General features: G+C 66.8%; 19 protein-coding genes. 8 read left to right on the forward strand and 11 right to left on the reverse strand.

All coding sequences use genetic code 11. The features are described from left to right. Nucleotides 1-30: 30 nt before the first annotated feature. From B6S44_RS20895 to B6S44_RS20905, 3 genes are all read left to right on the forward strand, one after another. Nucleotides 31-1374: an acyclic terpene utilization AtuA family protein gene (locus B6S44_RS20895; RefSeq protein ID WP_129158770.1), complete on the forward strand. Its 1344-nt coding sequence runs from the start codon at nt 31-33 to the stop codon at nt 1372-1374. Between the two features lies 1 nt (nt 1375). Continuing rightward, nucleotides 1376-1684, forward strand: a complete 309-nt coding sequence (locus B6S44_RS20900) for an AtuA-related protein (protein WP_129158771.1) — start codon at nt 1376-1378, stop codon at nt 1682-1684. A 67-nt stretch (nt 1685-1751) separates the two neighbouring features. Then, nucleotides 1752-2702, forward strand: coding sequence for a Bug family tripartite tricarboxylate transporter substrate binding protein (locus tag B6S44_RS20905; RefSeq protein WP_206735197.1), 951 nt, complete (start codon nt 1752-1754; stop codon nt 2700-2702). A gap of 72 nt (nt 2703-2774) precedes the next feature. Here B6S44_RS20905 and B6S44_RS20910 read toward each other — a convergent pair whose 3' ends face one another. Then, a complete protein-coding gene (locus tag B6S44_RS20910) occupies nt 2775-3044 on the reverse strand; it encodes an usg protein (protein ID WP_129158773.1) in 270 nt (89 codons plus the stop codon). Nucleotides 3045-3395: 351 nt separating this feature from the next. Here B6S44_RS20910 and groL point away from each other — a divergent pair, with 351 nt between their 5' ends. Continuing rightward, complete coding sequence (gene groL / locus B6S44_RS20915; protein WP_129158774.1) at nt 3396-5033, forward strand: chaperonin GroEL; 1638 nt, start codon at nt 3396-3398, stop codon at nt 5031-5033. 69 nt (nt 5034-5102) lie between these two features. Here the strand turns inward: groL and B6S44_RS20920 are convergent, their stop codons facing one another. Beyond that, nucleotides 5103-6053 (reverse strand): phosphoribosylaminoimidazolesuccinocarboxamide synthase, encoded by a 951-nt coding sequence (locus B6S44_RS20920; protein WP_129158775.1) that lies wholly within the window; start codon nt 6051-6053, stop codon nt 5103-5105. A 204-nt stretch (nt 6054-6257) separates the two neighbouring features. Here B6S44_RS20920 and B6S44_RS20925 point away from each other — a divergent pair, with 204 nt between their 5' ends. The 3 genes from B6S44_RS20925 (at nt 6258) to B6S44_RS20935 (ending at nt 10206) form a co-directional block, all read left to right on the forward strand. Then, complete coding sequence (locus B6S44_RS20925; protein ID WP_129158776.1) at nt 6258-7433, forward strand: M20 aminoacylase family protein; 1176 nt, start codon at nt 6258-6260, stop codon at nt 7431-7433. Then, nucleotides 7430-8533 (forward strand): NAD(P)/FAD-dependent oxidoreductase, encoded by a 1104-nt coding sequence (locus B6S44_RS20930; RefSeq protein ID WP_129158777.1) that lies wholly within the window; start codon nt 7430-7432, stop codon nt 8531-8533. Before B6S44_RS20925 ends, B6S44_RS20930 begins: the two co-directional genes overlap by 4 nt. 203 nt (nt 8534-8736) lie before the next feature. Beyond that, nucleotides 8737-10206: a hypothetical protein gene (locus B6S44_RS20935; protein WP_129158778.1), complete on the forward strand. Its 1470-nt coding sequence runs from the start codon at nt 8737-8739 to the stop codon at nt 10204-10206. Nucleotides 10207-10282: 76 nt separating this feature from the next. Here B6S44_RS20935 and B6S44_RS20940 read toward each other — a convergent pair whose 3' ends face one another. Continuing rightward, complete coding sequence (locus B6S44_RS20940; protein WP_129158779.1) at nt 10283-10618, reverse strand: GIY-YIG nuclease family protein; 336 nt, start codon at nt 10616-10618, stop codon at nt 10283-10285. A gap of 97 nt (nt 10619-10715) precedes the next feature. Here B6S44_RS20940 and B6S44_RS20945 point away from each other — a divergent pair, with 97 nt between their 5' ends. Next, a complete protein-coding gene (locus B6S44_RS20945) occupies nt 10716-11279 on the forward strand; it encodes a DUF2239 family protein (RefSeq protein ID WP_129158780.1) in 564 nt (187 codons plus the stop codon). Here B6S44_RS20945 and eda read toward each other — a convergent pair. The 8 genes from eda to B6S44_RS20985 all read right to left on the reverse strand — a co-directional run bounded on the left by eda (nt 11276) and on the right by B6S44_RS20985 (nt 19572). Continuing rightward, complete coding sequence (gene eda / locus B6S44_RS20950) at nt 11276-11920, reverse strand: bifunctional 4-hydroxy-2-oxoglutarate aldolase/2-dehydro-3-deoxy-phosphogluconate aldolase (protein ID WP_129158781.1); 645 nt, start codon at nt 11918-11920, stop codon at nt 11276-11278. The genes B6S44_RS20945 and eda overlap by 4 nt on opposite strands. 25 nt (nt 11921-11945) lie before the next feature. Next, nucleotides 11946-12635, reverse strand: coding sequence for a 6-phosphogluconolactonase (gene pgl, locus B6S44_RS20955; RefSeq protein WP_129158782.1), 690 nt, complete (start codon nt 12633-12635; stop codon nt 11946-11948). Beyond that, nucleotides 12632-14140 (reverse strand): glucose-6-phosphate dehydrogenase, encoded by a 1509-nt coding sequence (gene zwf, locus B6S44_RS20960; protein ID WP_129158783.1) that lies wholly within the window; start codon nt 14138-14140, stop codon nt 12632-12634. The genes pgl and zwf overlap by 4 nt, the downstream gene beginning before the upstream one ends. A 156-nt stretch (nt 14141-14296) precedes the next feature. After that, a complete protein-coding gene (locus tag B6S44_RS20965; protein ID WP_129158784.1) occupies nt 14297-15052 on the reverse strand; it encodes an ABC transporter ATP-binding protein in 756 nt (251 codons plus the stop codon). Then, entirely contained in the window at nt 15049-15888 is an 840-nt protein-coding gene (locus B6S44_RS20970) for an ABC transporter ATP-binding protein (protein WP_129158785.1), read from the reverse strand. Before B6S44_RS20970 ends, B6S44_RS20965 begins: the two co-directional genes overlap by 4 nt. A gap of 5 nt (nt 15889-15893) precedes the next feature. Continuing rightward, nucleotides 15894-16805: a nickel transporter permease gene (gene nikC / locus B6S44_RS20975; RefSeq protein WP_465246127.1), complete on the reverse strand. Its 912-nt coding sequence runs from the start codon at nt 16803-16805 to the stop codon at nt 15894-15896. An 11-nt stretch (nt 16806-16816) separates the two neighbouring features. Next, nucleotides 16817-17887 (reverse strand): ABC transporter permease, encoded by a 1071-nt coding sequence (locus B6S44_RS20980; RefSeq protein WP_129158787.1) that lies wholly within the window; start codon nt 17885-17887, stop codon nt 16817-16819. Nucleotides 17888-18003: 116 nt separating this feature from the next. Continuing rightward, a complete protein-coding gene (locus tag B6S44_RS20985; RefSeq protein ID WP_248309673.1) occupies nt 18004-19572 on the reverse strand; it encodes an ABC transporter substrate-binding protein in 1569 nt (522 codons plus the stop codon). Between the last annotated feature and the right edge of the window lies 1 nt (nt 19573).

Consider the following 19573-nt stretch of genomic DNA (forward strand, 5'->3'; position numbering starts at 1 on the left):
CCTGCTCCTGATGTCAGCACGGGAGGACGCATGAAAACGGTGCGGATCGGGGCAGGCGCGGGATATGCCGGCGACAGGATCGAGCCGGCGCTCGAACTCGCTGAGAAGGGCGCGCTCGATTATCTCGTGTTCGAGTGCCTGGCCGAGCGCACGATCGCACTGGCCCAGCAGGCGCGCCGCAAGAACCCGGCTGGTGGCTTCGACCCCTTGCTCGGCGAGCGGCTCAGAGCCGTTCTGGCACCCTGCCGGCGCGCCGGCACCCGCATCGTGACCAATATGGGCGCGGCCAATCCGCTGGCCGCCGCCGAACAGGCCGCCGGCATCGCCCGTGAGCTCGGCTTTCCCGGTCTCAGGATCGCCGCCGTGACCGGCGACGACGTGGTTGCGGCCATCGCCGGCAGCGAACTCGCGATCGAAGAGAGCGGCGGTCCGATTTCCGCGCTCGGCGACAGCCTGGTCTCGGCCAACGCCTATATCGGCGCAGAACCGATCGCCGCGGCGTTGGCCGAAGGCGCCGACATCGTCATCACCGGCCGCGCCGCCGACCCGTCGCTCTTCGTCGGACCGCTCGTCCACGGGTTCGGCTGGTCCTTCGACGACTGGCACCGGCTCGGCCAGGCGACGCTGATCGGTCATCTGCTCGAATGCGCCGGCCAGGTCACCGGCGGCTATTTCGCCGACCCCGGCTTCAAGGATATCGCCGGCCTCGCACGCCTCGGCTTCCCGATCGGCGAGGCCTCGGAGGACGGCAGCGTCGTCGTCACCAAGGTCGAGGGCTCGGGCGGCCAGGTCACGCCGGCGACCTGCAAGGAGCAGATCCTCTACGAACTGCACGATCCGGCCCGCTATCTCACCCCCGACGTCACCGCCGACTTCTCGCAGGCTCGCGTTACGCAGATCGGGCCGGACCGGGTGCGCATCGAGGGCGCAAGCGGCCGGATGCGGCCTGAACAGCTCAAGGTCTCGCTCGGCATCGCGGAAGGCTTCACCGGCGAAGGCCAGATTTCCTATGCCGGCCCGGGCGCAAGGGCGCGCGGCGAGCTCGCGCTCGCGATCGTGCGCGAGCGGCTGGCGCTGACCGGCGTCGCCACCAGCGAGTTGCGCTTCGACCTGATCGGCGTGAATGCCCTGCATGGCGAGACGCTCTCGGCCCGTGGCGGCCAGGAGCCCTACGAAGTTCGGGCCCGCATCGCCGGCCGCACCGCAAACCGGGCCGAGGCCCAGCGCATCGGCCGCGAGGTCGAGACGCTCTACACCAACGGCCCGGCCGGTGGCGGCGGTGTCACGACCTCGGTGCGCGAGGTGCTCGGCGTGCTCTCGACCTATCTGCCACGCGAGCAGGTCGTTCCCGCCGTGCACATTCTGGAGAGCTGAGATGAAGCTGCGCCAGATCGCCCATGCCCGCACCGGGGACAAGGGCAACACCTCCAGCATTGCGCTCATCGCCTTCGATCCCGCCGACTATCCGCGGCTCGCGCGCGAGGTCACGGCCGAGCGCGTCGGCGCGCATTTCGGCACGCTCGTCGCCGGCGAAGTCACGCGCTACGAGGTGCCGAGCCTGGGCGCCCTCAATTTCGTCATGCGCCAGGCGCTCGGCGGCGGTGTCACCCGCTCCCTTATTCTCGATACCCACGGCAAGAGCCTGAGCTCGGCCCTGCTCGATCTCGACCTTCCCGACGACTGAAGAACTCCGCGTGAAGCGGGCGATGATCACGACAATGGAGGAGACGATGATGAAGACGAGACGGTGGATGCTCTCGACGGCCGCGATGCTCGCGACAGGCCTTGCCCTGCCGGCGGCAGCGCAGGACTTCCCGGCCAAGAACATCAAGTTCGTCGTGCCCTTCGCCGCCGGCAGCGCGACCGACGCGCTGGCGCGCATTCTCGGCGAGCATCTCTCGAGAACTCTCGGCCGGCCGATCGTGGTCGAGAACCTCCCCGGCGCCAGCGGCATCATCGCGGCGCAGAACGTCGTCCGGGCCGATCCCGACGGCCACACCCTGCTGATCACCACCAACACCACCCATGGCGCCAATCAGAGCCTGCTCAAGAGCGTGCCCTATGACGCAGTCAAGGATTTCGAGCCGGTCGGCAAGCTCGGCACGATCACGCTGGCGCTCGCAACCCACCAGTCCGTGCCGGCAAAGACGGTGCGGGAGCTCATCGCCTACGCCAAGGCCAATCCGGGCAAGCTCACCTTCGGCGCCGGCTCGAGCTCGTCGCGCATCGCCGGCGAGATGCTGAAGTCGCTCGCCGGGCTGGACCTCACCTATGTGCCCTATCGCAGCAACCCGCAGGCGATCACCGATCTGCTCGGCGGCCAGATCTCGATCGTCTTCGCCGACATCTCGACGACGCTGCCGCAGATCAAGGCGGGCAAGGTCAACGGGCTCGCCGTCTCGACCGCCAAGCGCAGCGCGCTCGCGCCTGACCTGCCGACCATGGCGGAGGCCGGAGTCGCCGGCTACGACCTCGCAGCCTGGTTCGCCGCCTTCGCTCCGGCGAAGACGCCGCGCCCGGTCATCGACAAGCTCAACCAGGCCTTTGTCGCCGCACTCAACGACAAGACGACACAGGAGCGGCTGCTCGCCGCCGGCATCGAGCCGGAAACCAGCACGCCGGACGAGCTCAAGGCCTTCGTGCCGGTCGAGATCAAAAAATGGGCCGATATCGTCAAGGCGGCTGGCATCCAGCCGGAGTGAAGCGCCGAGCGAACACCGAAGCCGGCGCCGGCCCCCGCCGGCTCCGGCTGCGCGAGGTGGATCGCCGCCTTGTCACTGCAGCCTGAATTCGCAGGAGATCGCCCGCAGGTCCGCCGGGCCGATCAGGCCGTGATGACTCACGATGACGCGGAAGAGCTTGCCTTCGAGCGACCTCTGCCAGAAGGCGAGGAAGCGCTTCAACTCCGGGAAAGACGGCGCCAGATCGTAATCCTGCCAGATATACTCCTGCAGGATCGAGGGATGGTCCGGCAGGCGGTAGAGGATGTCGGCGGTGGTCAGACCATAGCCGGCGAGCTGGCGCGCGAAGTCGGACGAGGCCATTTTCTGCTCCGTGACTGCTGGCGAAAGATCGCAGCGCCAAGTCAACGGCCCGGCAACGAAAAAATTGCCGTTTCACAATATTTCCAGTATCTTAGCACTAAACCGGCGTGGGCGCCACCAATCTCGCGGGCGCAAGGGCGGGACAGGCTGTATCTTCGAGGGTACAGCGTCTGGGTGGTATACTCATCTCACCGCGGGCCGAGCGGCCCCCGTCGGACATGCGAACGGCAAGGAACCAGGGAAAGCCTAAGGACATCACCATCATCCCGACATCACCAGGCACGAAGATCGCCGCACCGGCATCATGACCGAGTGCCGCGCCATTTCATCCCCGACCAGGAGGATCGGATCATGGCTGCCAAGGAACTGCGATTTTCGTCGGAAGCCCGCGAGAAGATGCTGCGCGGCGTCGAGATCCTCGCCAACGCCGTCAAGGTCACGCTCGGTCCCAAGGGCCGCAACGTCGTGATCGAGAAGTCGTTCGGCGCTCCCCGCATCACCAAGGACGGCGTCGCCGTCGCCAGGGAGATCGAGCTTTCCGATAAGTTCGAGAACATGGGCGCCCAGATGGTGCGCGAAGTCGCCTCGAAGCAGCACGACGCCGCTGGCGACGGCACCACCACCGCGACCGTGCTCGCCCATGCGATCGTGCGCGAGGGCGCCAAGGCCGTCGCTGCCGGCATGAACCCGATGGACCTGAAGCGCGGCATCGACCTCGCTGTCGAGGCCGCCGTGGCGGACCTCAAGAAGAACGCGAAGAAGGTCACCTCGAACGCGGAAGTCGCGCAGGTCGGCACCATCTCGGCCAATGGCGACACCGAGATCGGGCAAATGATTGCTGCTGCGATGAAAAAAGTCGGCAACGAGGGCGTCATCACCGTCGAGGAAGCGAAATCGCTGGCCATCGAGCTCGACGTCGTCGAGGGCATGCAGTTCGACCGCGGCTACCTCTCGCCCTACTTCATCACCGACGCCGAAAAAATGCGGGCCGAGCTGGAGGACGCCTATGTCCTGGTTCACGAGAAGAAGCTGTCGTCGCTGCAGGCGATGCTGCCGATCCTCGAAGCCGTGGTGCAGACCGGCAAGCCGCTGCTGATCATCGCCGAGGACGTCGAGGGCGAGGCGCTCGCCACGCTCGTCGTCAACAAGCTCCGTAGCGGCCTCAAAATTGCGGCCGTCAAAGCTCCGGGCTTCGGCGACCGCCGTAAAGCCATGCTCGAGGACCTCGCGATCCTGACTGGTGGCACGGCCATCAGCGAGGATCTCGGCATCAAGCTTGAGACCGTTACTCTCGACATGCTCGGCCGCGCGAAGAAGGTCATGATCGACAAGGAGCACACCACCATTGTCGACGGCGCCGGATCAAAGAAGCAGATCCAGGCTCGGGTCGCGCAGATCAAGGCGCAGATCGAGGACACCACCTCGGACTACGACCGCGAGAAGCTGCAGGAGCGCCTGGCCAAGCTCGCCGGCGGCGTCGCGGTGATCCGCGTCGGCGGCGCGACCGAAGTCGAGGTCAAGGAAAGGAAGGACCGCGTCGACGATGCCATGCATGCCACCCGCGCCGCGGTGGAGGAAGGCATCCTGCCGGGCGGCGGCGTTGCCCTGCTCAGGGCGCTGAAGGCGCTCGCCGACGTCAAGCCGGCCAATGCTGACCAGCGGACCGGCGTCGAGATCGTGCGGCGCGCGCTCCTGGCCCCGGCCAAGCAGATCATCGAGAACGCCGGCGAGGACGGCTCGGTCGTGGTCGGCAAGCTGCTCGAGTCGAAGGATTACGCCTATGGCTACAACGCCCAGACCGGCAAATATCAGGACCTCGTCGCGAACGGCGTGATCGATCCCGCCAAGGTGGTGCGCACCGCACTCCAGGATGCGGCTTCGATCGCTGGCCTATTGATCACCACCGAGGCCCTGATCGTCGAGGCACCCAAGAAGGACGCCCCGATGCCTCCCATGGGTGGTGGCGGCATGGGCGGCATGGATTTCTGACGCTTTCCCGCAACGGACCCGGCCCGGCGACGGCGCTTCGGCGGCTCCCGGACCTGAGTCCTCATCAGGTCAGAAATAACGCGCCAGGTTCCGCCTGATCCGTTCCAGCGGCGCCACATCGGCGGCCGGCCGCTCGAAGGCCTTGCCGGTGATCGTCTCGAAGGCGCGGATATAGACCTGCGAGGTCTGCTCGATCAATTCGTCCGGGATCGCGGGGATCGGCTCGTTATAGGGGTCGCAGCGCGCCGCCACCCAGTTGCGCACGAAATCCTTGTCGAAGCTCTCCGGCTTTTCGCCATTCGCGAAGCGCTCGGGATAGCTTCCGGCGAACCAGTAGCGGCTCGAATCGGGGGTATGGATCTCGTCGGCCAGGATGATCCTGCCCTCGGGATCAGTGCCGAACTCATACTTCGTGTCGGCGAGGATCAGCCCACGTTCGGCGGCGAGCTTCTGGCCGCGGGCGAACAGCGCCTGTGCGTAATCCGACAGCGTCTCCCACTGCGCCTTGGTCAGCAGCCCCTGCTCCAGGATCTCGGCAGGCGAGAGCGGCTCGTCATGGCCGCCGTCGAAGGCCTTGCTGGTCGGGGTGATGATCGCCTGCGGCAAGGCCTCGTTGTCGCGCAAACCATCGGGGAAGCGGGCGCCGTACATCTCGCGCTGGCCCTGCTTGTACATGGTCAGGATCGAGGTGCCGGTGGTGCCGGCGAGATAGCCGCGCACCACGATCTCGACCGGCAGGATGTCGAGCCGCTGCCCGACCACGACATTGGGATCGGGATAGTCGAGCACGTGGTTGGGGCAGATGTCCGCCGTCTGCTCGAAGCAGAAGCGCGCCGTCTGCGTCAGCACCTGGCCCTTGAACGGGATGCAGGCGATGGCGCGGTCGAAGGCGCTGAGCCGGTCGGTCGCGATGATGATGCGGCGCCCATCCGGCAAATCGTAATTCTCGCGGACCTTGCCGCGATAATGGTTCGGCAGCTCCGGGATCGTGACATCGCGGATGGTGTTGGCCTCGGACATCGCAGCACTCGTCAGGTCGGGATCGCCGCTCTTAACCCTTTCGCAGCGATGTGGACAGGAGGGCGCGACGCATTCGCCAGCCTCCGCCCCCTCATGCCGCAATCGGCTTGGACAGGACGCCCGGCTCCGCGCTAGCTTGCGCGGCTGGCAACCCGTTTTCTGCCAAACCCGTTTGTTGCAAAGCCGCGACCTGCCGAGGACACCATGCCCAAATCCGATCTCATCGCCGCGATAGAACCCGAGATCAGCGCGATCCGCCGCGATTTCCACCGCCATCCCGAGCTGCTCTTCGACGTGCAGCGCACCGCCGGCATCGTCGCCGACAAGCTGAAGGAATGGGGCGTCGACGAGGTCGTCACCGGCATCGGGCGCACCGGCGTCGTCGGCGTGATCAAGGGCAAGGGCCAGGGCTCGGGCAAGGTCATCGGCCTGCGCGCCGACATGGACGCGCTGCCGATCCACGAAGAGACCAATCTCGAGCACCGTTCGACCGTGGCGGGCAAGATGCACGCCTGCGGCCATGACGGTCACACCGCCATGCTGCTAGGGGCCGCCAAGTACCTGGCCGACACCCGTGATTTCGACGGCACCGCGATCGTCATCTTCCAGCCGGCCGAAGAAGGCGGCGGCGGCGGCCGCGAGATGTGCGCCGATGGCATGATGGAGCGCTTCGGCGTGCAGGAGGTCTATGGCCTGCACAACATGCCGGGCCTGCCGATCGGCCAGTTCGCCATCCGCAAGGGGCCGATGATGGCGGCCGCCGACAAGTTCCTGCTCAAGCTCGAAGGCCGCGGCGGCCATGCCGCCAAGCCGAACGAGACGATCGACCCGCTTGTCGCCGCCTGCCAGCTCGTCACCGCGCTGCAGACCATCGCCTCGCGCAATGCCGACCCGCTCGATTCCCTCGTCGTCTCGGTGACGGCGCTGCAGGCAGGCACGGCTTTCAACGTCATCCCGCAGCATGTCGAGATCAAGGGCACGGTCCGCACGCTCTCGACCGAAATGCGCGACCTCGCCGAGAAGCGCCTGCGCGAGATCGTCACCGGCACCTGCCAGGCCTTCGGCCTGACCTTCACGCTGGAATACGACCGCGGCTATCCGGTTACCTTCAACCATGCCGGCCAGACCGACTTCGTCACCAGCGCGACCAAGAGCACCTTCGGCAAGGAAGCGATCGACACCACCGTGCCGCCGACCATGGGCTCGGAGGACTTCTCCTTCATGCTGGAGGAGCGTCCGGGCGCCTATATCTTCATGGGCAATGGCGATTCCGCCGGGCTGCACCACCCCGCCTATGAGTTCAACGACAAGGCGATCCCGGTCGGCATGACCTACTGGGCGAGCCTGGTCGAAATGGCGATGCCGCAGCGCGCTGCATGAGCGATATCGACTGCCTGGTCATCGGGGCCGGCGTCGTCGGCCTCGCGACGGCGCGCGCGCTTGCGCTCGCCGGCCGCGAGGTCGTGATCGCCGAGGCCGCCGACGGCATCGGCACCCAGACCTCGGCCCGCAACAGCGAGGTCATCCATGCCGGCATCTACTATCCACCGGGCTCGCTGAAGGCGCGGGTCTGCGTCGAAGGGCGCAAGCTCCTCTACGCCTACCTTCGCGAGCGCGGCCTGCCGCACAAGGCCTGCGGCAAGCTGATCGTCGGCACCCATGCCGGCCAGCGGCCGGCGCTGGAGACGATCGCGAACCGCGCGCAGGCTTCGGGCGTGACCTCGGTGCGCTGGCTCGATGGCGTTGAAGCGAAGGCGCTGGAGCCGGAGGTGACCTGCGAGATCGCCCTGCTCTCGCCCGAGACCGGCACGGTCGACAGCCACGCGCTGATGCTGTCGCTGTTCGGCGAATGCGAGGCCGCCGGTGGCTCGCTGGCGCTGAACACGCCGATTATCGCATGGCGACGCGAGGCGGATGGCTTCAGCGTCGATTTCGGCGGCGACGACCCTGCGAGCTACACCGTCAACACCGTGGTGAACTCCGCCGGCCATACTGCGCCGCGCCTGCTCGGCAAGCTCGACGGCTTTCCGGCCGAGCTTGTGCCGAAGCAGTATTTCGCCAAGGGCAACTACTTCTCGCTGCTCGGCAAGCAGCCCTTCAGCCATCTGGTCTATCCCGTGCCGGAAGCGGCGGGCTTAGGCATCCACGCCACCATCGACATGGCCGGCCGCGTCAAGTTCGGGCCCGATGTCGAATGGGTAGACGACGATCAGGATCTGGTCGTAGACCCCGCCCGCGCCGAAAAGTTCTATGCGGCGATCCGGACCTATTGGCCGGGCCTGCCCGACGGCGCGCTCGTCGCCGACTATGCCGGCATCCGGCCGAAGCTGCATGGGCCGACCGAGCCGATCGTGGATTTCCGCATCGACGGGCCGGCGGTGCATGGCGTGCCCGGGCTGGTCAACCTGCTCGGCATCGAAAGCCCCGGCCTGACGAGTTCGCTCGCGATCGCAGACATCGTGGTGGAGCGGCTGCGCTAGAGCCCGTTCGACCAGAAGTGACCGAGCGGAGAGGAATCGCGCGGTAGCGGCCAAACGAGATGTATACGGTTCCGGCGTATTCTGGTGCCGCACTTCCTCGATTTCAGCGTGCGCATATGCCCGGCCCCGCCGTCTCGGCCCCTTCTCGCGTGACCTCTGCGTCGCCATCGCGTGCGAACCTGGCCGCGCTGGCGTGCCTGACGATGTTTTGCCTGCTGCCGGTCCTGCTCGTCGACATCCCGGCGATGGTGGACTACCCGAACCACCTTGCCCGCATGTCGATCCTGGCCCGGGCAGGCACGGCGCTGGAGCATCCGCTCTATCAGATCGCGTGGGCGCCCTATCCCAATCTCGCCATGGACGTCATCGTTCCGCCTGTGGCTCGCTGGATCGGTGTCGAAGCGGCGACCAAACTGTTCTACCTCGTCTCGCAAATCCTGATCGTCGGCGGCACGGCCGCCCTCGCGGCGGCGGCCGGCGGCGGGACGATGACGGCTGGTATCATCGCCTGCCTGCTGCTTTATGCGATGCCGTTCGCCTTCGGCTTCGTGAATTTCGAGTTCGCCCTCGGCCTTGCGCTCTTTGCCCTGGCGATCTGGGTGCGGCTAGCAAATCGCCCGCTCGGCCTGCGCCTAGCCGTGCATGCGATTGCAGTCACGATCCTCTATTTCGCTCACCTCTTCGTTCTGGGCATCTACGGCTTTGCCATCGGCCTAATCGAGCTCTGGCGCTTGAGGCAGGGCCTGCCGCCGCCGCGCCGCATCGCCATCCTCTGGGGCGGCATGGCGGCACCGGCGATCGCGGTTGCGCTCCTGGCCGGCGCAGGCGGGGGCTCGATCGGCGGCACCGGCACGATCTGGTCGGCAGGCGCCAAACTCTACTGGCTGAGCATGTTGAACGGATGGAGCCGCGAATTCTCGCTGGTTCCGACGCTCCTCCTCGCGGTTCCGCTCTGTCTCGCCTTCCTGCGCGGCTGGCTTCGCCTGGTCGGCCCCGGACCATGGCTGGCTGCAGGCTTCGCACTGCTTTTCCTGGTGTTGCCGTTCAGGCTCTTCGACACGGCCTTCGTCGATGGCCGCGTCCTGCTCGCGACGCTGCTGATCCTTCCGGCCTTCTCCGCCGCCCGCTTCCCGCGCGAGCGGATCGCCGAGATATTCCGCACAACGCTCGTCCTGGCCTGTCTGATCAACGCCAGCTTCGCGATCTTCGTGCAGTTGAGCTACCGGAGCGAATATCAGGGTCTGACCGCTGCGTTCGAACTCATGCCATCTGGATCGCGCCTGCTTCCGGCTGGCCTCGGACAGGAGGAGGATCCGCCCTCCGATCTCCTCGACTATCCGATGTACCATGCCGCGACGCTCGCCGTGCATACGCGCGACGCATTCGTGCCGACCCTCTTCACCTCCCCCGGCAAGCAGCCTCTCAGGCCCCATCCATCGGCCCAGCACCTGAAATTGCTTGAAGGCGCAGCGATCCCCTGGAGCTTGCTCCAGGCCTATGCGAACGGCACCGCTCCTCCTGAGGAGCTCGCCTATGTCAGGAACTGGACGCGCGACTTCAACTATCTGCTTCTGATCAATCCCAAAGGCGAGGCCTTGCGCACTCCGCTTCTGGAGCCGGTCGCATCGAGTTCCCGCTTCATCCTGTATCGCATCAGGCCCGTAGGCAGCTGACCGTGCCCTCGCCGGCAACGGCGGACGTCTCGATCACGACCCGGCCCGCAAGCCCCCCGGCCGTGACGGTGGCGGGTCACACCGCTTCCGCCCCCAGCTCCGCGCACCAATGCGCCTGCCGCGCCTTCATGACGCGCTCGCGGCCGGCTTCGAGCGCCTTCTCGTCGAGCTGCTCGATCTCCTCGAAGGCGAAGGCGGCCTCGCCATGTGCAGTCCAGGCTGTCTGCAGGCTGTGCTGGCGGTGACTGCCATGGCGCAGCGTGAACCAGACGCGGTTCCGGATGGTCGAAAGATCCGGCGCTTGCCCGGCCCAGCGCTCGCCGCTCGCAAGGCAACGCACCAGATAGATGCCGGCCACGACCTTGCGTTCCTTATAGGCCGCGACGACGGCCCTCCTGTCCTCGTGACGCATCGCGCCCTCCTTGTTGAGGCGCTGCAAATATCACCCGGGCAATATTGACTCAAGTATTTTTATCCGGGTATTTTATTGCCTCACTCAGGAAACGATCATGCCCGACGCCGACCATCTCTCAACCGCCTTCGACGGCAACACCATCCTGGCCCGCGGCCGCCTGGCCGAGGTCGCGCTTGCCGTGCAGCAGCGTTTGGCCGAGCGCCCGGAAGCGGCTGTACTGACCTTCGACGACGCGACCGGCCGGGTGGTTGACCTCGATCTGCGCGGCACGCCAGCCGAGGTCGTCGCGCGCCTCAGCGGCGAAGCCCGTGGACGCGGCCGGCCAAAGCTCGGCGTCGTCGCGCGTGAGGTGACCTTGCTGCCGCGACATTGGGAATGGCTGTTGGCCCAGCCGGGCGGCGCCTCGCAGGCGCTGCGGCGCCTGATCGACGAGGCCAGGCGCGGCGATCGCGGCGAGACGCAAGGGCGCATCGCCCGCGAGGCGGCCTATCGCTTCATGAGCGCGCTCGCCGGCAATCTGCCGAGTTTCGAGGAGGCGACGCGTGCGCTCTTCGCCAATGACGAGATCGGCTTCTTCCGGCAGGCCGCAGGCTGGCCGGCCGACATCCGCACCTATGCGCAGGAGCTGGCCTGGAGCGGGGTTCGTAGCGAGGATTAGCCGCGCAGCTCGGCGACCTTCTCGCGCGCTTCCCGCGAGAGCTTCGTCACCTGCGCCCAGTCGCGGTTCTTCACCGCGTCGGCCGGGACGAGCCAGGAGCCGCCGACGCAGATCACCTGCGGCAGGGCGAGGTAACTGCCGAGATTGGCGAGCGAGACGCCGCCGGTCGGGCAGAATTGCATCTGCGGAAACGGGCCTGACAGCGCCTTGAGGCCGGCAACACCGCCAGCCTGCTCGGCCGGGAAGAACTTGCAGGTGAGGCGACCGGCCGAGACGGCGCGCATGCAGTCGGAGGCGGTGGCGACACCCGGCAGCCAGGGCAAACCGGTCTTGCGCATGGCCTCGTCGACGCTCTCGGTGAAGCCCGGGCTGACCACGGCTAGCGCGCCGGCATTGTGGACCTCGGCCGCCTGGGCCGGGGTCACCACCGTGCCGGCGACGGGCAGGATGCCGGGCACCTTCTTTGCGACGACCTCGAGCGCTGCCATCGCGGCGGGACGGCGCAGCGTGATCTCGATCACGTCGATGCCGCCGGCGAGCAGAGCTTCCGCCAGTGGCACGGCGATCTCGGCCTCGTCGATCACAACGACGGGTACGACGCCGCAAGCCTTGAGGCGGGCGATCTCGGGAGCAATCGACATCGGCAGAATTCCTTTCGCGCCTCGCTTACGCCTTGGCCCAGTAGACGTCGAGCCCTTGCGGACGGGCGAGCAGCAGGCCGACCGGAAACGCCCCGGGCATCTCGACCGCCGATGCCAGCACGCGCTCCTTCTCCTGCCCCGAGATCAGCAAGGCGACATGGCCAGCGCCCTGCAATCGTGCCGGCGACAGCGAGAGCCGCGGCGGCAGGTCAGGCGGGCTCGCGGCGACGGCGTGCACGGAAGCCGGCGCGGTCAGTGCCGCCGTCTCGCCGGGGAAGAGCGAAGCGACATGGCCATCCGCGCCCATGCCGCTGACGACGATATCGAGCGCCGGCAGGCCCTTCAGCACGCGGTCGAGGCTGGCGGCTGCGACGGCGAGGTCATCCCCGGCATTATGGAAGGAGACGAAGGGGCTCCGCCCGTCGCGCAACGGGGCGAAGGCTGCGCGGATCATGCGTTCGTTCGAGGCCTGGTCGCCAGGGGCGACGAAGCGCTCGTCGGTCGGCATCAGCGTGATGCTCTCCCAGGGCAGGTCATGCGCACCGAGCGCCGCGAGGAACCGCGCAGGCGTCGTCCCACCCGGCAGGGCGACGAGCGCCCTGCCCTGCGCGGCGACGAGCGCACGCAGCCTGACCGCGACCGCCTCGGCCAGCGCCTCGGAGGCGTCGGCCAGCGTCTCGAAGCGATGACGGACCAGCGGGCCGGCCGCGCTCATTCCGTAAACTCCGGATCGGCCCAGGAGCGGCTCTCGCGCTCGATCAGCCCGATCGCCTGCGAGGGTCCCCAGGAGCCGGCGGCGTAGCGGTGCGGCTGCGGGTAGTATTCCTGCCAGCCGGCAAGGATCGGGTCGATCCAGCTCCAGGCCTGCTCGACCTCGTCGCGGCGCATGAACAGGGTCTGGTCGCCGCGGATCACGTCGGTGAGCAACCGCTCATAGGCATCTGGCGTGCGCACGTCGAAGGCGGTCTCGTAGCGCAGGTCGAGCTGGCGCGGCACGACCTTGAGCTTGCCGGAGCCCGGCACTTTCATCATCAGCTGCAATTGCACGCCATCATTGGGCTGGAGCCGGATGACAAGACGATTGGCATAGAGCTCCTCGCAGCCGGGAGCGCGGCCGAAGATCGAATGCGGCACCGGCTTGAAGGTGACGGCGATCTCGGAATAGCGCTGCGCCATGCGCTTGCCGGTACGCAGATAGATCGGCACGCCAGCCCAACGCCAGGTGTCGAGCTCGCAGCGGATCGCGACGAAGGTCTCCGTCCCGCTGAGATGGCCGAGCTCCTCGGAGTAGCCCTTGACGCGCTGGCCGTCGATGACGCCCGGCCCGTACTGGCCACGCACGGTCATGCGCTGCACGTCCGGGCCGACGATCGGCCTGAGCGCCTTCAGCACCCTGACCTTCTCGTCGCGGACGGCGTCGGCCTCGAGCTGGTTCGGCGGCTCGATCGCGAACAGGCAGAGCAATTGCAGCACATGGTTCTGCACCATGTCGCGCAGATGGCCGGCCTTGTCGTAATAGCCGGCGCGGGATTCGAGCCCGACCGTCTCGGCCACCGTGATCTGGACATTGTCGATGTCGCGGCTCGACCAGGAGCGCTCGAACAGCGTGTTGGCGAAGCGTAAGACGAGCAGGTTCTGCACCGTCTCCTTGCCGAGATAATGGTCGATCCGGTAGGTCCGGCTCTCCGGCAGGATGCGGGCGACGGCGTCGTTGATCTCGCGCGCCGAGGCGAGGTCGCGCCCGAGCGGCTTCTCCAGGATGACGCGCGAGGTCGGCGTCAGGATGCCGGAGTTCGCCAGGTTCTCGCAGATCGGGATGAAAAGGTCCGGCGGCGTCGAGAGATAGAAGGAGCGCACGCGCTGGGAATCGCCGAGCGCCTCCTTCAGCGCGCCATAGGTCTCGGGCTTGACCGCATCGAGCAGCACCATGGTGAGGCGGCGGCGGAAGGCGGCGATGCGCTCCTGCGACAGGCCGGCGGCGGCGAGCTTGGCGGCGATCTCGTTGGGGATGCCCTCGACATCCTCCTGCTTGCGGACGATGCCGATGATGCGGCTCTCCTCCGGCAGCACGCCTTCCTCGTTGCGCTGGGCCAGCGCCGGGAAGAGCTTGCGCAAAGCGAGGTCGCCACCGGCGCCGAAGATCACCAGGTCGAAGGGCGGAACCGGCGTGCGCTCAGGCGCGGCCTCCGGCTTCAGCAGGCGTTCGGCGATGGCATCCATGACGACATACTCCTGATCGGCCGACACGAGTCGGCGCGAATTCTCGTCGATCGATCCATTCCGGTCGATCGGAAAGCGCGCCAGTCGAACCGAATCCTGCGACGACAATGCGACCAAGCCGGCAGCTTGCCAAACGCTTTGGGCGCATGCCGGACGTCAACCCGCCCGCCGGAAACCCTCGCTCGCACGCAATAGCTCGCGGGCATAGGCCGTCTCAGGCATGCGTGCGGCGAGCATTGCCGCCGTCATCTCCTCAACGCCGCGGCCGAACTGCATGACGAGGAGCCGCTCGCACATATGCCCGACCACGGCGAGGTCGTGGCTGACCAGGATATAGATGAGCTTGCGCTCGTGCCGCAGGGCCTGGAGCAGGTTCAGCACCTCGGCCTGGATCGAGACGTCGAGCGCCGAGGTCGGCTCGTCCAAGAGCAGGATGGTCGGCTCCAGCACGAGAGCGCGGGCGATGGCGACGCGCTGGCGCTGGCCGCCGGAGAGCTGGTGCGGATAACGGAAGCGGAAGGAGGTGGGCAGGCCGACATCCTGCATGGCGCGGCTGATCTTCGCCTCGGCGTCGCTGATGCCATGGATGGCGAGCGGCTCCGCCAAAGTGTCGTCGACGGTCTTTTTCGGATGCAGCGAGCCGAACGGGTCCTGGAAGACCATCTGGGCGGCGCGGTAGAAGGCCTTGTCGCGGAGCTTGGGCTGGCGCTTGCCGAGGATGTCGACCTCGCCGCTCCAGTCGCGATTGAGGCCGGCGAGCACGCGCAGCACGGTCGATTTGCCCGAGCCGGATTCGCCGACGATGCCGTAGCTCTCGCCCGGCGCGACCGCGAAGGAGAGGTCCTTCACGACATGCGAGTCGCCGAAGGAGACGTTGAGCTTGTCGACGGAGATGGCGTGTTGAGTTGTCATGCCAGCCATGCCGGGTCGCGGGTGAGGGTCGCGAGCTTTTCGCGCGGATGGTCGAGATCGGGCAGGCAGCCGAGCAGGCCGCGCGTATAGGGATGCTGCGCCCGGTCGAGCTCGCCCGCGGGCAGCGTCTCCAGGGCCTTGCCGCCATACATGACGATGACGCGGTCGCAGAACGACCTCACCAGATGCAGATCGTGGCTGATGAAGATCAGCCCCATGCCGCGGCTGGTGACGAGGTCGTCGAGGATCTTCAGCACCTGCAATTGCACGGTGACGTCGAGCGCCGAGGTCGGCTCGTCGGCGATCAGGATCTCCGGCTCGGCGATCAGCATCATCGCGATCATCACGCGCTGGCCCATGCCGCCCGAGACCTCGTGCGGGTAGAGATCGTAGACGCGCCCCGGCTCGCGGATCTGCACGGCCTCCAGCATGGTGAGGCTGCGCTCCTTCGCCTGGCGCGCGCTCGCCTTGTGGTGGACGCGGTAGGCCTCGGCGATCTGGTCGCCGACGGTCTGGACCGGATTCAGCGAGAACTTCGGATCCTGCATCACCATGGAGATGTGGCGGCCACGCAGTTTGCGGCGGCTCGCCTTGTCCATCGCCGTCAGGTCCTTGCCGCGGAATTCCATCCGCTTCGCCGTGACCACGCCGGGATGCGGGATCAGGTCGAGGATGGCGCGGCCGGTCATCGACTTGCCGGAGCCGGATTCCCCGACGATGCCGAGCCGCTCACGGCCGAGCGTGAACGACAGACCGCGCACGGCATTCACAATGCCGGTCGGCGTGTGGAAGTCGACGCGCAGATCGTCGAGCGTCAGCAGAGGTGCATCAACCATAGTGCTCACCTCGCATCCAGCACGTCGCGCAGGCCGTCGCCGAGCAGGTTGAAGCCGAGCGCGACGACGCAGATGGCGATGCCCGGGAAGGTCGCGACCCACCACTGGTCGAAGATCTGCTCACGGCCGGTCGAGATCATCGCGCCCCATTCAGGGATCGGCGGCTGGGCGCCGAGGCCGAGGAAGCCGAGGCCCGCGGCGATGATGATGATGCCGGCCATGTCGTAGGTGGTGCGCACGATCAGCGAGGGCACGCACATAGGCACGATATGCTTGAGCACGATCCGCATCTGACTCGCGCCCTGCAGGCGCATCGCCGAGATGTAGTCGGCGTTGCGGATGATCATCGTCTCGGCACGGGCGACGCGGGCATAGGGCGGCCAGGCCGTGAAGGCGATGGCGATGACGGCGTTCTCCAGTCCGGGCCCGAGCGCCGCGACGAAGGCGAGCGCCAGCACGAGGCGCGGGAAGGCGAGGAAGACGTCGGTGATGCGCATCAGCACGGTGTCGATCCAGCCGCCGAAATAGCCGGCGGCGCAGCCGATGAGCAGGCCGAGCGGCCCGACCGTGATGACCACGAGCATGACGATCACCAGCGTGACGCGGGTGCCGTAGACGATGCGGCTGAAGATGTCGCGGCCGAGCGCATCTGTGCCGAACCAGTGCTTCGCGGATGGCGCCAGCAGGCGCTGGTCGAGCGCCTGGGCGAGCGGGTCGTATTGCGCGATCAGCGGCGCGAAGGCCGCGAGCAGCAGCAGAGCCAGCACGATCACGAGGCCGACCACGGCGGCCGGGTTCTTCTTGAAGGCGAGCCATTGCCGGTAGAGCTGGCCGAGCTTGGCCTGCCGGCGTGATTCCGGCGAAGTCGTGGTCAGCCAGGAATGCCAGCTGACGGAGGCGGAGGCGTGGTCGCTCATGGCCATCCTCCTCAGCGTGCCCGCGGATCGGCCAGCCGGCCGAGGATGTCGGAGAACAGGTTGACCGCGATGAAGACGGCGCCGACGACGAGCGTGGCGCCGAGCACGGCATTCATGTCGGCATTGAGCAGCGCATTGGTGAGATAGCGGCCGAGGCCCGGCCAGGCGAAGATCGTCTCGGTCAGCACCGAGCCTTCGAGCAGGTGCATGTAGGAGAGCGCGATCACGGTGACGAGCGGCACGAGCGCGTTGCCGAGCGCATGACCGCAGACGACGCGCCATTCCGACAGCCCCTTCACCCGCGCCGCCACAACATATTGCTGCTGCAGCTCGGTGATCATGAAGCTGCGGGTCATGCGGCTGATATAGGCGACGGAGAGCAGGCCGAGCACGGAGGCCGGCAGGATCAGGTGCCAGAAGGCGTCCCGGACGGCCTCCCATTCGCCCTGCATCGCGGCGTCGAGCATGACGATGCCGGTGATCGGCGTGACGAAATCCTCGAAGGCGATCGAGAGCCGCCCGGGACCTGCGACCCAGCCGAGCTTGGCGTAGAACAGCAGCAACCCCATCAGGCCGAGCCAGAACACCGGGATCGAATAGCCGATCAGGCCGATCACGCGGGCGATCTGGTCGATCCAGCGGCCCTGGTTGACGGCGGCGAGGATGCCGAGCGGCACACCGAGCGCAACGCCGATCAAGGTGCCGAGCGTCGCCAGCTCCAGCGTCGCCGGGAACACCGTCTTGATGTCGTCGGTGACCTTCTGCGCGGTCAGCACCGAGGTGCCGAGATCACCGGTGAAGACCTTGCCGATATAGACGGCGAATTGCTGCCAGTACGGCTTGTCGAGGCCAAGCGCGAGCCTTGCCTTGTCGTAGACATCCGCCGGAGCGCGGTCGCCGACCACGGCGAGCACCGGATCGATCGGCATGACGCGCGCGATCAGGAAGGTGACCAGCAGCAGGCCGAAGATCGTGATCGCGACCGTGGTCAGCTCACGGCCGAGGATCTTCGCCCAGCGAACGACACCATTCTTGGCGCGTGGCGGCGGTGCGGGCGGGGTCGGTGCAGTGATGGAAACCATCGTCGGCTCCGTTCTTCTTGTTCTTGGAGGGCGTCGGCCAGACTACGCTGGCGCCAATGGCAAGAACCCGCCGCAGCCTGATGATTGGCTACGGCGGGTTCCGCTGGGCAAACGCCTCAGTTCTTGGTGATCGGAGCGTAGAAATTGGTGTCGGAGGTCGGTCCGATCACCCAGCCGGCAATGCCCTTGCGGTCGGCCGAAACCTCGACCTGCTGGAACATGATCACGAAGGGCGAGACCTTCTGGTGGTCGCGCTGCAGCTCGCCATAGACGCTGGCGCGCTTGCTCGCGTCGCTCTCCAGCACGTTGGCCTGGGTGACCTTGGTCATGTCCGGGATGTCCCAGGCATTGCGCCAGGCCAGGGTCTTCGACTTGGCCTCCTCGCCATTGTCCTCGTTGATGGCGAAGGTCTCGGCATTGGTGTGCGGGTCGAGATAGTCCGGCCCCCACTGGCCGATATAGATGTCGTGGGTGCGGGCGCGGTATTTGGTCAGCGTCTGCTTGCCGTCGCCCGGAAGGATCTCGAGCTTGATCCCGGCCTGGGCCCAGGTCGACTGGACCGCCTGGGCGATGTCGGTGATCGGGTTGACCGAACGGGTGTCCATGGTGACGGTGAAGCCGTTCGGCAGGCCGGCCTTGGCGAGCAGTTCCTTGGCCTTGGCGACGTCGAGCTTGTAGGGCCGGTCGGTGATCGCCCCGAGGAAGCCCTTGGGCAGGAAGCTCTCATGGCCCTTATAGGTGCCCTCGACGATGTTGCGCTCGATCGAGTCGTAGTCGACCAGCCACTTCAGGGCCTCGCGTACCTCGGGCTTGGCGAGATTCGGGTTCTTCTGGTTCAGGCCAAGATAGAGAATGTAGCCCTTGTCGCCCTGGACGATCTCGACATTGGCGTTGCTCTTGACCGCGGCGAGCTGGTCCTTTGAGAGGTTGCGGGCGATGTCGATGTCGCCCTTCTCGAGCAGCAGGCGCTGCGAGGCCGGCTCGGCGACATGGCGGACGATGACGCGCTTGGTCTTGGGCGCGCCCTTGTACCAGGCCTCGTTGGCGTCGAGCGCGTATTGCTCGTTCGGGCGATAGACGCGGACCTTGTAGGCACCGGAGCCGGCCGAATTGAGTTTCAGCCAGCCATTGCCCCAGTCGCCGTCCTTCTCATTGGCCTTGACCAGCTTGGAGTCGACGACCGCGGCGACACCCGAGGTCAGGCAGTTCAGGAAGAAGGTCGGCGCGAACGGCTTGGAGACGGTGACGGTGACGGTCTGGTCGTCGGTGGCCTTGACCTTCTCCAGCACGGTGTCCTTGTTCAGGCCGAACTGGGTTAGGATGAAGCCCGGCGACTTGTTCAGCGTGACCGCGCGCTGGAAGGAGTAGACCACGTCGGCCGCGGTGAGCGGATTGCCGGAGTGGAACTTGACGCCCGGGCGGAGCTTGAAGGTGTAGGTCAGGTTGTCCGGGCTGACCGTCCAGCTCTGGGCGAGCTCGCCGATCAGGGCGTTGTTGTTCTTGAGATCGACGCCGATCAGCTTGTCATAGACATTGGCGCCGACCTCGACACCGGAGAATTCGAAGGCCTCGGCCGGATCGAGCGTGATGATGTCATCGATCTGCTTGGCCATCACGATGGTGTCTTTGGGCGTCTGGGCCTGGGCGGTCGTCGCCAGCAGAGCCGCGAAAGCGGAAGCCGCCATC

It is taken from the genome of Allobosea sp. Tri-44 (assembly GCF_004123845.1).
GTDB lineage: Bacteria > Pseudomonadota > Alphaproteobacteria > Rhizobiales > Beijerinckiaceae > Allobosea.